This is a genomic window from Teichococcus globiformis (assembly GCF_042646265.1).
Taxonomy (GTDB): domain Bacteria; phylum Pseudomonadota; class Alphaproteobacteria; order Acetobacterales; family Acetobacteraceae; genus Pseudoroseomonas; species Pseudoroseomonas globiformis.
In genome coordinates, this window is the sequence record NZ_JBHRTN010000007.1 from 18,898 (window position 1) to 31,224 (window position 12,327).

Sequence of the window (12,327 nt, forward strand, 5' to 3'; positions counted from 1 at the left end):
CGCCCGCGCCGACCTTACTCGGCGGCGGCCGCCCGCAGCAGGCCCCATTCGCCGAGGCGCTTGCGCAGCTCGGCCTCGGCACGCTGCGTCAGCGGCCAGGCTGAAGGCGGGCGGGTCGCACCGCAGTCATCGCCCATCATCTGCAGCGCCGTCTTCACCACGGACACGTTGGTGCCGTTCTGTTCCTCGGCCCGCAGCGCCTCGAAGGCCGACATGGTCTCGATCAGCCCGGCCGCTTTCACATAGTCCCCGGCATCCAGCGCGGCATGGATGGCGACCGAGTGTTCCGGCCACACATTGATCAGGCCGGAGGTGAAGCCACGTGCGCCGACGGCGTAGAGCGGTGGCGCCCAGGTCTCGGCGAGACCGCCGACCCAGGCGATGTCCATGCCGCGCGTGGCACGGATCATCTCACCGAGGCGCAGCGGGGTGGGAGCGGCCCACTTCACGCCCACCACGCCTGGCACCTTGCACAGCGCGAAAATGTTGTCGTTGCCGATGCTGTCGTTGCGCAGATACAGCACGATGGGCAGTCCGCCACCGGCCTCGGCCACGCGCTCCACATAGGCGACGACGCCCCGGGGAGAAACAAACGGGTCGGGCGGCTGGTGCACCATCAGTGCCGAGGCGCCGGCGGCCTTCGAGGCCTTGGCCAGTGCCACGGCGTCATGCACAGAGCGGCCGATGCCGGCCAGCAGCGGCACGCGGCCACCGATCTGCTCGGCCGCGACATGCACCATCCGCTCCGCCTCGGCGGTGGTCAGTCCATAGAACTCGCTGGTGTTGCCGTTGGCAACCAGCACATGCACGCCGGCGCCGATTGCGCGGTCAACCACCGGCCGCAGCTTCGGCGGCGCCAGCTTGTCATCGGCGTCGAAGGGAGTAACGAGGATGCCGGAAATGCCGTTCAGGGCCTTCCGGAGCGGGGTCTGACTCATGGGTGGCGTTCCCTTTCTTGGATGTCCAGGGCGTCGAGGATGCCGCTGACGGCCAGCGACCGGCGCACATGGGCGCGCATCCGCGCTTCCGCCCGTTCGGGGTCGCGGCGGACGATGGCAGCCAGGATGCCCGCGTGTTCGCGCCAGGCACGGCGCGGCTCCTGCGGCGTGGCCCGCAGGGCGCGAAGGCGTCCGAAGTGGTCATAGGCTCGAAGCGCTTCCAGCGAGCGGATCAGGAAGGCGTTGCCGGTCAGGCGATTGATCGCGTCGTGGAACCGTTCATTGGCCTCGGCCAGGCCGGCGACGTCGCCATCCCGGCTGAGCGGCCGCATGCCGGAGAGCTGCGCCCGCAATCCGGCCAGCTCCGCATCTGCCGCGTGGCGCGCCGCGAGGGAGGCGGCGGTGCCTTCCAGCGCGATGCGGATGAGGCCCATTTCCGCCAGGCGCTGCGGCGTGAACTCGGCCACCACCGTGCCCCGGCGGGGCAGGGTCAGCACCATGCCCTCCGCTTCCAACCGGCGCAGCGCCTCGCGCACCGGCTGCGCCGAGATGCCGAGGGATTGCGCCAGCGAGCGCTCCGAAACCCGCTCGCCGCCCGGCAGGCTGCCATCGACGATGGCATCGCGGAGCCGCCGGTATGCGCGGTCGGCCAGCGAGAGCATGTCCTCGGCAACAAGCGGCACAAGGCCGGGCGGGGTGTCGAACATGGATCAAGGCTACCAGTTCTGCTCTGTCATCTGCAATAGCAGATAGCAGAAGAAGATGTGACACCGAAGCGGGCGCCGGGCGTTGCTGTGCCAGACCCACAACGAATGGAGCGCCATCCATGGATGACACCCGCATCTGGAGCCTGGAGGAAAGCCTCTGGACCGGCGATGCCGAGCACTACAGGGAGTTGATCGACGAGGAATGCCTCATGGTCCTGCCGGCACCGCCCTTTGTCATGGGGGGTAGCGAGGCGGTGAAGGCAGTCGCCGACACGCCGCGCTGGTCGCGTGTGGAACTGGATCAGCGGCAGGTGCGCCGGCCGCAGGAAGGCTTGATCGTGATCGCCTACAATGCCCGGGCCGAGCGCGAAGGGCAGTCGCCCTATGAGGCGCACTGCACCACGGTTTATCGCCGCCTGGAGCATGAGGTGTGGCGGGTGGTGCAGCACCAGCAGACTCCACCGCTCACGGTAGGTGGCGGCAGCTGATCCAGGTCAGCGCGGCGGGTGAACGCCGCGCGCCACCGCCTCGAACTCCGCCTGCCGCTCGATGAAATCGGTGCCGGCGACACAGACCAGGGTGGTTCGGCCGCGGGGCGTTTCCAGAATGGTGAAGACCGAGCGTGTCGCCTTGGCGGCGGCGCTTATCCCATCCCGGGCACGCAGGGTGCCGACAAGGCGCAGCGCGGTCAGTTCGCCGAGATCCACCGGCGCGGCGTCGCCGATATCATAGGCCTGCGACAGCCGTAGGCGTTCAAGGTTCCGCCATTCCGGACTGCGCGCCAGCTCGTTTAGCTGCGCCTGGCTGCGGCCCCGGTCGCGTTCTGGTGCCGGCACAAAGGCGACCTGGCAACCCTGCGGCGCATCCGGCCGGCGCAACGCATAACGCGCCGTCTGCGGCGACACTGCGGGCAGCCTGCTGGCCGCATAGGGCGGCGGCGGGTCCAGCAGCAGGCCGCTGGGCACATCCCGCACAGGCTGTGCCGCGATCGGAAAGGCCCCTGCGACCCAGAAAACAGCCGCCGATCCCAACCTTGCCAGGAGGCACAGGGCTATGCGGCATCGTGCCGCCGCGGGGACGTGGCGCGCAACCTGGCCTTTCGGCAGGGGTGCAGCTTCTCGCGGTGAAGCTGACGGGTGAAGGCGGGCGAGGCGACGAAGCATGAGATGGCCTTCCGCGGCGGTTGAAGCCCCGGCGGCAACCAGCGTCAAGCGCCGCTGTGGCCGAGCAGGGGTTGGGGTGGCTCCGCGTCGATCCGGTTGTCAGGCGCGGGGTGCCGTGAGTTCCAGCGCCTGGCGCTCAAAAAGCCTGCGATAGAGACCCCCCGGCTTCTGCACCAGCGTGTCGTGCGTGCCCTCCTCGATCACCGACCCGGACTCGAAGACCAGGATGCGGTCCATGGCCCGAACCGTGGACAGGCGATGCGCAATCACGATGGCCGTGCGCCCCCGCATCAGGCGTTCCATCGCCTGCTGGATCGCCGCCTCGCTTTCCGAGTCCAGGGCCGAGGTGGCTTCGTCCAGGATCAGGATCGGCGCATCGGCCAGAAACGCCCGGGCCAGGGCGACCCTTTGCCGCTCCCCACCCGAGAGCTTGATGCCGCGCTCACCGACCAGCGTGTTGTAGCCGCGTGACAGGCGGGCGATGAAGCCATCGGCGTTGGCCAGTTCGGCGGCACGGCGGATCTCTCCGAGGGTCGCGCCAGGCCGGGCATAGGCGATGTTCTCGGCCAGGGAGCGATGGAACAGCACCGGCTCCTGCTGCACGATGGCGATCTGCGCGCGCAGAGAGGATTGTGTCGCGGCCGCGATATCCTGGCCGTCGATCAGGATGTGTCCGCCCTGGATGTCGTGCAGGCGCTGGATCAGCTTGACGAAGCTGGTCTTGCCCGAGCCCGAAGGCCCGACCAGCCCGATGCGCTCTCCACCGCGGATCGTCACCGACAGGTCGCGGTAGAGCGGAACGGGGTGCCCGCCATAGCCGAAGGTGACACGCTCCAGCACGATGCCGCCTTCCTCGATGCGGATGGGCCGGGCCTCCGGCCTGTCCTTGACGCCGAAGCGCAGCGCGTGCAACTCGACCAGCTCCTCCATCTCGTTGACGCCGCGCTGTAGGTTGCTGACATGGTAACCCACCTCGCGCAGGTAGCCCTGCACGGTGAAGAACAGCGTCAGCACCGTGGCGATGTCGCCCGCCGTGGCGTCGCCGCGCCACCAGAGCCAAAGCGCGGCGCCGATGATGGCGATGCGCAGCACAACCAGCATTGCACCCTGCGCTGCCTCCGCCGCCGTGCTGCGCATCCATGTGCGGCGGGTGCGGCCCTGCCACTTCGCGATGATGGCGCCGAGACGGGCATCCTCGCGCGCCTCCGCGCCGAACGCCTTCACCACCGCATTGGCACCGATGGCATCGGCCATCGCGCCGCCAAGCCGCGTATCCCAGCCATTGGACAGGCGCGCCGCCGGTGCCACCCAGAACAGCGACAGGCCGACGGTCAGCGCGACATAGGCCACGCCCCCCACGGCGACCAGCGCGCCCATCATGGGCCAGCGGGTGCCGAGCAGCACCGTGGCGCCGATCAGCACGGCGGCCGAGGGCATCAGCGCGATCAGCAGCGTGTCGTTCAGCACGTCGATCGCCCACATGCCGCGGCTGATCTTGCGCACCGTCGAGCCGGCAAAGCTGTTGGCATGCCAGTCGGCCGAGAAGCGCTGCACCTTATGGAGCGAGGACGCTCCCGTCTCCGACATCACCCGCAGCGTCAGGCCGACAATAGCCATAAACGCGGCGATGCGTGACGCCAGCGCGCCCGTGCCGATCAGCGCCAGCATCAGCAGCGCGGAAAGGGCGGCCTCCCGCGCTGGCTCTCGGCTGCCATCGCCGGCTTGGGCAACGGCGTCCACCAGCTGGCCGGCGTAGAGGGAGACAAGGATTTCCGCCGCCGTCGCCAGCAACATGCCGATCACGGTGACGGCCAGAAAAAGCGGATGGCGGCGCCACTGGCGAAACAGGAAGCCGAGGGCACGGCGCACGGGCTCCGTGCCATGCGCGGAACGGGAAAGGGACACGATGCGATCCGCCCGCGCAATGCCGGGCGGCCCTGATGAGCGGTCGGCGCGACTAGGGTGTCGGGGCCGACCGGCGATGGAAAGGAAAGAAGGGGATGGTGGCGCGGAGGGGGCGCCGCCTCTGCCTAGCGGGAGGCGAAGCGGAGCAGATCCGCCATCGGCCGGCGCGCCGGTACGCTTCCGCTGCGGAGTGACGGGGTACGATAAACGATATCGGCCATGCGCCTCTCCTGCGGCTAAGGGTTTCCCGCGCAGCTTACGATCATGTCATGGAAAGAGGCAAGCCCACTGGGTGAACACGGCCGCGCGAGAGGGGTCTCAGCTCTGCTGTCCGCTCACCAGCGCGTCCCGCATCACGGAACGGAACTCGCGTCGATGCAGTTCCCGCAGCACCAGCAGCGAGGTGACGATCAGCGCCACTGGATGAAGGATCCAGGCAAGGGCGGCGAGGCCGAAGTAATAGGCACGCAGCCCGGTGTTGAAGTGGCGCGCGGCCCGGTTGGCGACCTCGGCCGCCGCCGCGGCCATGGGTTGCGCTTCCGGCCCGGTTGGCAACCCGCCCACGCAGATGGAGGTGTAGTTGAACTGCCGGAGCGCCCAGGTCAGTTCGAAGAAGGCGCGCACGAAGATGAAGATCAGCAGAAAAATGCGCAATTCCCATCCCGCCGGATCGGAAGGCACCTGCACGAAGGGTACCGCCCCGAACACACGCTCTCCAAGGTCCGGCGCGCCCAGCAGCGCCACCAGCCCGCCCAAAATGAAGATGCTGGTGTTGGCCAGAAAGGAGGTGGAGGTCATCAGGTTGCCAATGATGCTGATGTCGGAGATGCGGTTCTCGCGGTCCGGCACCATGCGCATCCAGCGCCGGCGATGCTCGTCCATGGCGGTGATGACGCTGCGCTCGCGAATCGCCGGCACCCGGTCCACCACCGCGGCGTAGCCGGCCCAGCACGCGGCGAAGACGGCGAGGGCGATCCAGTCCAGAGCGGTGAGCGGCAGGTTCATGGCGGCCGCAATAGCATGGCGTGCAGCGCGAGGGGACAAGTCGTCACGGAGCGGCGCTTGCGGCGATGGCCGGGCACCGTCAAAGCCGGACCATGACAGCCACTGATCCCGCCGCGGCGCGACGTGCCATTCGCCTGGTGTTTCTGGCCAACGCCATCACCTTTGCCGCCTGGGCTCCCCTTGTGCCGCTGGTGCGGGAAGCCCTTGGCCTGCCGGAAGCGACGCTGGGCCTCGTGCTGCTCTGCCTCGGCGCCGGCGGCATCATTGCCATGCCGTTGACCGGAGGGCTGGTGGCGCGCTTCGGTAGCCGGGCCACCTGCCTCTCGGCCGGGGCATGCTTTGCCCTGGTGCTGCCGCTACTGCCGCTGGCGCCCGACGTATGGAGTCTGGCGTTCTGCGTATTCGCTTTTGGCGCGGCGGGCGGCATGATGGATGTCTCCATGAACGCGCAGGCCGTGGCGGTGGAGGCGCGCGGCAGCCGCCCGGTGATGTCTTCCATCCACGGGGTGTGGAGCCTGGGCGGACTGCTCGGCACGGCGGCGGTGGCGGCGCTGTTGCGCGTCGGATTGCCCCCCACAGCGGCGATGTCGCTCGTTTCTGTGGCCGCCTGGCTGCTGCTGGCGACGCAGGGCAGCGCGTTGTTGCGCCGCGCGGCCGATCGTCCGGCCAAGGGCGGGCATGGCTTTGCCTTGCCTCGCGGCCCGGTGCTGGGCATCGGCGTTCTGGCCTTCGTGGCCTTTCTGGCGGAAGGCAGCGTGCTTGACTGGGGTGGCATCCTGTTGAGCGAATTCCGTGGAATCGATCTCACCCTTGCCGGAATGGGTTACGCCGCCTTTTCGCTGGCCATGGCGGCGGCACGGCTGACCGGCGACGCCATGGTTGCACGCCTGGGCGGCGTCGCCATGCTGCGCGGCGGCGCTGCGATGGCCGCCGCCGGCTTCGTTCTGGCCGCGCTGGTGCCCTGGGGCTGGAGCACGATGCTGGGATTTCTGCTGGTCGGCTTCGGCCTCGGCAATGCCGTGCCGCTGCTGATCAGCGCGGCGGGACGGGTGCCGGGGGTTGCGCCGGGGACGGCCCTCGCGGCGGTTGCCACCATTGGCTACTCCGGCCTGCTCGCCGGACCCGCCGCGATCGGCTTCATCGCGGGAGCCACGGGACTGGAGGCAGCCCTGGCCGCCGTGGGCGTTCTGCTGCTGCTGCCTGTCGCCCGTGCCGCCCTGGTGCGGCCGGGCTGAAACATCTACTGCAGCGGCTTGATCAGGCCAGCCTTGGCGGCCTCGTTCCAACGGCTGTTTTCCGCCCGCAGATGGGCGGCGAAGTCACGTGGCCCGAGTGTCTTCATGTCGGCGCCGAGTTCCCGGAAGCGGGTCTCGTACTGCGGGATGGCCATGGCCTTCACAATGGCGGCGTTCATGGTCTCGGCAATCTGCGGCGACAGCCCGGCCGGGCCCAGCATCCCGTACCAGCCGGCAAATTCGTAATCGGGCAGGCCCGCTTCCCTGACGCTCGGCACATCCGGCAACAGGGCCGATCGGTCGCGGGTGGTTACGGCCAGAATGCGGACACGCTCGTTGGTGAAGTAGGGTCCGGCGGAAAGGATGCTGGTCCAGCCCACCGGCAGGTTGCCCGCCACCACGTCGTTCATCAGCGGCGCCCCGCCGCGATAGGCGATCTCCTCCATCTTCAGCCCAGCCTGTCGGGCGAACTCGTTGCCGGCATAGGAGGTGGCAGCCTCGGAAGAGCCGAAGGAGAGCCGGCCGGGGTTGGCCTTGCCGTAGGCGATCAGGCCCGGCAGGTCGCGTACCCCCGTGGTCCCCGACACCGCCAGTACCATGGGAAAGCGCGACAGAAGGGTGATGGGAGTGAAGTCGGCCACCGCATCGAAGGGTACCGAGGGCATGGCGTAGCGGTTCATGGTGTGGGTGTTGGTCACCACCGCCAGATTGTAGCCATCCGGCTCCGCCCGGCTTACCGCCTGCGAGCCGACTACGCCGTTTGCGCCGATGCGGTTCTCGATGATCAGGCTCTGCCCGAGCACGCCGTGCAGTCCTTCCGCCAGCACGCGCGTGAACACGTCGGTGCCGCCGCCGGGCGAGTAGGGAACGGTGACGCGGATGGCGCGTCCGGGCCAGGGCTGGGCCCGAACAACCCGCGGGGCCGCAAGCGGCGCGGCCAGGCCGATCCCGGCCATAAGAGCAGTGCGGCGGGAAAGCATCATGCGGGAAATATCCTTCTTCCCTGGTCTCGATTCCTCAGAGCCGCGCCTGCGTGGGCAACAGCTTCTGTTAGCGATAACCCTAGGGAACGCAGTGATGAGCCGCAAGCGATCAAAGCCACTCAGGCGCTGGCGCGAACAACCAGTTCAAAGCCGAGATCCAGGACCGCACGCCCACTCGCCCGGCCTTCCAGCCGGTCCAGCAGCATGGTGGCAGCACGGCGTCCGATCTCGTGGCGGGGAAAGCGCAGGGTTGTGACGCCCGGTGTCAGGCTGGATTGCAGCTCTCCGTCGTCGGAGCCGGCGATGGCCACCTGCCCGGGAACCGCCCAGCCGCGACGAGCTGCTTCCAGCAATGCACCTGCGGCCAGCACATCGCCGGACAGGAACACCGCGTCGGGAGGCGTGGGCAAGGCCATCAGCGCCGCCAGGGCGGCCCCGCCCGAGGCCAGCCCCGGTGCAGCCTGATGGATCAAGGCTGCATCTTCCGCTCGCCCGGCTTCGGCCAGGGCGGCGCGGTATCCCGCCAGGCGTTCGGCGGCACGGTCATTCTCCCGCCAGGGCAAGCCGACGAAGCCGATGCGTCGATAGCCGCGCGCGATCAGGTGCGCTGTCATTGCCCGCCCCGCCTCCTGGTTGGAGAAGCCCACGGCCATGTCGATGGGGTCGCGCACCAGATTGCCCGTTTCCACGCAGGGGATGCCGGCGTCGCGCAGCAGGGCTCGGGTGCGTGCCGAATGGCGGGTGTTGTGCAGCACCACGCCGCAGACACGCTGGGCCAGAAAGGCGGCGACCGCCTGCTCTTCCCCCGCCAGGGTGTAGCCGCCATCGGCGATCATCAGGGGGTGTGCGTTGCCGAGGATGTCGGCGACCCCCTGGATGGTCTCGGCAAACAGTGAATTGCGCAGCGAAGGTACCACCAGCCCCACCACGTTGCCGCGGCGGGACGACAGGCTTCCGGCCACCCGATTGGGCAGATAGCCGATGCGGGCCACCGCCTCGTTGATGCGGGCCAGCGTCTTGGCGGACACCGAGGCCGGGTCGCGCAGGGCGCGGGAAACCGTCATGGCCGAAACCCCGGCTTCCCGCGCCACATCCAGCATGCGGGCGGCGGGCGGGCTCGCGCTGGGGCGGGCATCTTGCGGGGGCGGCGTCATGATGGTGTTATCGATAACATCGTGACCGCTGACAAGGCTGGCCGTATTTCCCGGAAGGAAAACCGTATGTCTCGCAATGCCTGTTTCCGTGCCCTGCTGCGCGAGTCGCCTTTCGTCTGCATGGGGGCGCATGACGCCGTGACCGCGATGCTGGCCGAGAGGGAAGGGGCCAAGGCCATCTATGTCAGCGGCTTCGTGGCCTCGGCCATCATCGCCGGCCAGCCTGATTTCGGCGTGCTGAGTCAGACCGAGATGTTCGAGCACATCCGCCGCATCTGCCGCGCCACCGCCTTGCCGGTCTTTGCCGATGCCGATACGGGCTATGGCGGAGTCCTGGACTGTCAGCGCACCATCCGGTTGTGGGAGGAGGCGGGCGCCTCGGTGCTGCATCTCGAGGACCAGGCGGTGCCCAAGAAATGCGGCCATTTTGCCGACAAGCAGGTCGTGCCGCGGGAAGAGATGGTGGCCAAACTGCGTGCCATGCTGGAGGCGCGCCAGGACCCGGATTTCTTTGTGGTGGCCCGCACCGACGCCATCGCCGTAACCGGGATCGAGGATGCCATCGCGCGTCTCTCAGCCTATGCCGAGGCCGGGGCCGATGGGCTCTACGCCGATGCGCCCGAGAGCGTCGAGCAGATGCGCATGCTGACGGACCGGCTGAGCCATCACGGCAAGCCGATCCTGTTCAACATGGCCAGCTCCGGCAAGAGCCCGGTGCTGAGCCTGGCGGAGGTTCAAGCGTTGGGCTTCCATTACGCGCTGTGCCCCATCGAACCGCTCTTCGCCATGCATAAGGCAGTGGGGGAGATGATGCGGATCTTCCTACGCGAAGGCTGCAGCACCGCCGCCATCGCCGACCGCATGACATCCTTTGACGAATTCAACCGCTTCATTGGCCTGCCGGAAATGGCGGCGCGGGAAGCGCGGCTGAACCGCGAAGGCTGAACACCCGGTACTTGTTGGACCGCTTGCGCATGCCGCAGCCTGTGAGGCATCGGGCCATGCGCGACGGCTGGGCATCATGCTCGGCGACGACAGGAGGTTTCGAAGGCTGGGCCTGATCGGAGGTGACGGACCGGATGGACACGGCTCCTGAGGCTGTCGGGGAACATCCTCCCCGGCGCCTTGTTTCAGGCGGTGCGCGGGCTCCGGCGAAGGCTGCCGCAGGGGTTTGCTAAAGCCGACAGGCCACAGGCAGTGGGAGCCAGGAAGAGGCGACCCGCACTTCCGGTGCCGCCAAAAGAAACGGGGCGCCGAAGCGCCCCGTCGTAGCCAGCGTACCGCTGAGGGTTCAGCCCATCTTCTTCTTCAGGTTCTCGTCCAGCTTGGCGAGGAAGTTCTGGGTGTTCAGCCAGGGCTGGTCCTTGCCGATCAGCACGGCCAGATCCTTGGTCATGAAGCCGCTCTCCACCGTCTCGATGCACACCTGCTCCAGCGCGTTGGCGAAGTCGGTCACGTCCTGCGTGCCGTCGAACTTGCCGCGATAGGCGAGTCCGCGGGTCCAGGCGAAGATCGAGGCGATCGGGTTGGTCGAGGTTTCGCGGCCCTTCTGGTGCTCGCGGAAGTGACGCGTCACCGTGCCATGCGCGGCCTCGGACTCGACCGTGTTGCCGTCCGGGGACAACAGCACGGAGGTCATCAGGCCGAGGCTGCCGAAGCCCTGCGCCACGATGTCGGACTGCACGTCGCCATCGTAGTTCTTGCAGGCCCAGATATAGCCGCCTTCCCACTTCAGGGCAGAGGCCACCATGTCGTCGATCAGGCGGTCCTCATAGGTCAGGTTCCGCTTCTCGAACTCGGCCTTGAACTCGGCGTCGTAGATGGCGCGGAAGATGTCCTTGAAGTTGCCGTCATAGGCCTTGAGGATGGTGTTCTTGTGGGAGAAGTACACCGAGTAGTTGCGCGCCAGGCCGTAGTTGAAGGAGGCGCGGGCAAAGCCCTCGATCGACTTGTTCAGGTTGTGCTGCATCATGGCAGCGCCGGCGCCCTTGAAGTCGAACTGGCCGATTTCCTGCGTCTCGCCGTTCTCGGCGACGTAGGTCATCTTCACCGTGCCGGGGCCGGGCACCTTCATCTCGACGGCGCGGTAGATGTCGCCATAGGCGTGGCGGCCGACCACGATCGGCTTCGACCAGTGCGGCACCAGGCGGGGCACGTTCTGGCAGATGATCGGCTCGCGGAAGATGGTGCCGTCGAGGATGTTGCGGATCGTGCCGTTGGGCGACTTCCACATCTTCTTCAGGCCGAATTCCTTCACCCGCGCCTCGTCCGGGGTGATGGTGGCGCACTTCACGCCCACGCCGTACTGCTTGATGGCGTTGGCAGCGTCCACCGTCACCTGGTCATCGGTCTGGTCACGGTACTCGACGCCGAGGTCGTAATACTTCAGGTCGACATCGAGGTAGGGGGTGATCAGCTTGTCCTTGATGAACCCCCAGATGATGCGGGTCATCTCATCGCCGTCGAGCTCGACGACGGGATTCTTCACCTTGATCTTGGCCATGCTGATCCTCGTCTGGACACCTGCGGTTTCCACCAGGGGCGAGGGCGGCGCGGCCCCCGGCCGGTCCCGGTGCTGGGTCGGCGCGGACAATCGCATCGGCGGCGCGCTGCGGCAAGGGTGCGGGGTGGCGTGTTCACAAAACCCGGCGCGGCGTGAACGCAACCGGGGGCGGAATGTTAGCGAAGGCGTGAGCCCGGCCGGGTGGCTCCCGGAATCCCGGGGCCGACGGACCGTGGCAGACGGGGGAGCCTTCGAATGAGCATCTTCACCAATATCATGTCCAAGATCTTCGGGTCCGCTCCAGCGGCCGCCGACACCAGCCCCGCGGACACCACGGCCACCCCTCCGGGCAGTGCCACGCCGGCGGGCGGCGTGCCGAACATGAGCTCAATTCCGCCAGGCGCGGCTTCCTCCTCCACGGCCGGCGCGGCACCTGCCCAGGGCACGGCCCTGGCCGCGGCGGGTCCGGTCGATGTGGTGGCGGTGCTGAGCGCCATGCCGAACCCGCAGAAGCTGAACTGGCGCAACTCCATCGTCGATCTGATGAAGCTGCTGGGCCTCGACAGCTCGCTCGACAACCGCAAGGAGCTGGCCAAGGAACTGGGCTACACCGGCGATACCAACGATTCCGCGACCATGAACATCTGGCTGCACAAGCAGGTGATGACAAAGTTGGGCGAGAATGGCGGCGTCGTGCCGGATGACCTGAAGAACTGAGCCGCAAAGGCCGGTGC

12 protein-coding genes are annotated in these 12,327 nt (G+C 67.9%); 4 read left to right on the plus strand and 8 right to left on the minus strand.

The window, feature by feature from the left end; all coding sequences use genetic code 11:
- Positions 1-14: 14 nt before the first annotated feature.
- Complete coding sequence (locus tag ACFOD4_RS05305; RefSeq protein ID WP_379594898.1) at positions 15-938, minus strand: dihydrodipicolinate synthase family protein; 924 nt, start codon at positions 936-938, stop codon at positions 15-17.
- Positions 935-1,645, minus strand: coding sequence for a GntR family transcriptional regulator (locus ACFOD4_RS05310; RefSeq protein ID WP_379594899.1), 711 nt, complete (start codon positions 1,643-1,645; stop codon positions 935-937). Before ACFOD4_RS05310 ends, ACFOD4_RS05305 begins: the two co-directional genes overlap by 4 nt.
- A gap of 119 nt (positions 1,646-1,764) precedes the next feature.
- Here ACFOD4_RS05310 and ACFOD4_RS05315 point away from each other — a divergent pair, with 119 nt between their 5' ends.
- Positions 1,765-2,133, plus strand: coding sequence for a DUF4440 domain-containing protein (locus ACFOD4_RS05315; RefSeq protein ID WP_379594900.1), 369 nt, complete (start codon positions 1,765-1,767; stop codon positions 2,131-2,133).
- Between the two features lie 6 nt (positions 2,134-2,139).
- Here ACFOD4_RS05315 and ACFOD4_RS05320 read toward each other — a convergent pair whose 3' ends face one another.
- From ACFOD4_RS05320 to ACFOD4_RS05330, 3 genes are all read right to left on the minus strand, one after another.
- A complete protein-coding gene (locus ACFOD4_RS05320) occupies positions 2,140-2,619 on the minus strand; it encodes a hypothetical protein (RefSeq protein WP_379594901.1) in 480 nt (159 codons plus the stop codon).
- A 288-nt stretch (positions 2,620-2,907) separates the two neighbouring features.
- Entirely contained in the window at positions 2,908-4,713 is a 1,806-nt protein-coding gene (locus tag ACFOD4_RS05325) for an ABC transporter ATP-binding protein (protein ID WP_379594902.1), read from the minus strand.
- A gap of 318 nt (positions 4,714-5,031) precedes the next feature.
- The gene (locus ACFOD4_RS05330; protein WP_379594903.1) at positions 5,032-5,718 is read right to left on the minus strand and encodes a DUF599 domain-containing protein; all 687 of its coding nucleotides are present in this window, start codon (positions 5,716-5,718) and stop codon (positions 5,032-5,034) included.
- Positions 5,719-5,810: 92 nt separating this feature from the next.
- Between ACFOD4_RS05330 and ACFOD4_RS05335 the strand changes: the two genes are divergently transcribed.
- Entirely contained in the window at positions 5,811-6,953 is a 1,143-nt protein-coding gene (locus ACFOD4_RS05335; RefSeq protein WP_379594904.1) for an MFS transporter, read from the plus strand.
- 5 nt (positions 6,954-6,958) lie between these two features.
- Here ACFOD4_RS05335 and ACFOD4_RS05340 read toward each other — a convergent pair whose 3' ends face one another.
- Complete coding sequence (locus tag ACFOD4_RS05340) at positions 6,959-7,936, minus strand: Bug family tripartite tricarboxylate transporter substrate binding protein (RefSeq protein ID WP_379594905.1); 978 nt, start codon at positions 7,934-7,936, stop codon at positions 6,959-6,961.
- Between the two features lie 119 nt (positions 7,937-8,055).
- On the minus strand, positions 8,056-9,090 hold the full coding sequence (locus ACFOD4_RS05345) for a LacI family DNA-binding transcriptional regulator (protein ID WP_379594906.1): 1,035 nt from the start codon (positions 9,088-9,090) through the stop codon (positions 8,056-8,058).
- Between the two features lie 66 nt (positions 9,091-9,156).
- Between ACFOD4_RS05345 and ACFOD4_RS05350 the strand changes: the two genes are divergently transcribed.
- Positions 9,157-10,035 (plus strand): isocitrate lyase/PEP mutase family protein, encoded by an 879-nt coding sequence (locus ACFOD4_RS05350; protein ID WP_379594907.1) that lies wholly within the window; start codon positions 9,157-9,159, stop codon positions 10,033-10,035.
- Between the two features lie 346 nt (positions 10,036-10,381).
- On the opposite strand, the gene ACFOD4_RS05355 is transcribed toward ACFOD4_RS05350, so the two are convergent.
- The gene (locus ACFOD4_RS05355; RefSeq protein ID WP_379594908.1) at positions 10,382-11,593 is read right to left on the minus strand and encodes an NADP-dependent isocitrate dehydrogenase; all 1,212 of its coding nucleotides are present in this window, start codon (positions 11,591-11,593) and stop codon (positions 10,382-10,384) included.
- 255 nt (positions 11,594-11,848) lie between these two features.
- Here ACFOD4_RS05355 and ACFOD4_RS05360 point away from each other — a divergent pair, with 255 nt between their 5' ends.
- Positions 11,849-12,310, plus strand: a complete 462-nt coding sequence (locus ACFOD4_RS05360) for a DUF3597 domain-containing protein (protein WP_379594909.1) — start codon at positions 11,849-11,851, stop codon at positions 12,308-12,310.
- Positions 12,311-12,327: the final 17 nt, after the last annotated feature.

Coding starts and splice junctions, on each gene's coding strand:
- ACFOD4_RS05340 (WP_379594905.1), bottom strand. CDS start 7,936: ATGATGCTTTCCCGCCGCACTGCTCTTATGGCCGGGATCGGCCTGGCC.
- ACFOD4_RS05345 (WP_379594906.1), bottom strand. CDS start 9,090: ATGACGCCGCCCCCGCAAGATGCCCGCCCCAGCGCGAGCCCGCCCGCC.
- ACFOD4_RS05310 (WP_379594899.1), bottom strand. CDS start 1,645: ATGTTCGACACCCCGCCCGGCCTTGTGCCGCTTGTTGCCGAGGACATG.
- ACFOD4_RS05335 (WP_379594904.1), top strand. CDS start 5,811: ATGACAGCCACTGATCCCGCCGCGGCGCGACGTGCCATTCGCCTGGTG.
- ACFOD4_RS05360 (WP_379594909.1), top strand. CDS start 11,849: ATGAGCATCTTCACCAATATCATGTCCAAGATCTTCGGGTCCGCTCCA.
- ACFOD4_RS05355 (WP_379594908.1), bottom strand. CDS start 11,593: ATGGCCAAGATCAAGGTGAAGAATCCCGTCGTCGAGCTCGACGGCGAT.
- ACFOD4_RS05330 (WP_379594903.1), bottom strand. CDS start 5,718: ATGAACCTGCCGCTCACCGCTCTGGACTGGATCGCCCTCGCCGTCTTC.
- ACFOD4_RS05350 (WP_379594907.1), top strand. CDS start 9,157: ATGTCTCGCAATGCCTGTTTCCGTGCCCTGCTGCGCGAGTCGCCTTTC.
- ACFOD4_RS05315 (WP_379594900.1), top strand. CDS start 1,765: ATGGATGACACCCGCATCTGGAGCCTGGAGGAAAGCCTCTGGACCGGC.
- ACFOD4_RS05305 (WP_379594898.1), bottom strand. CDS start 938: ATGAGTCAGACCCCGCTCCGGAAGGCCCTGAACGGCATTTCCGGCATC.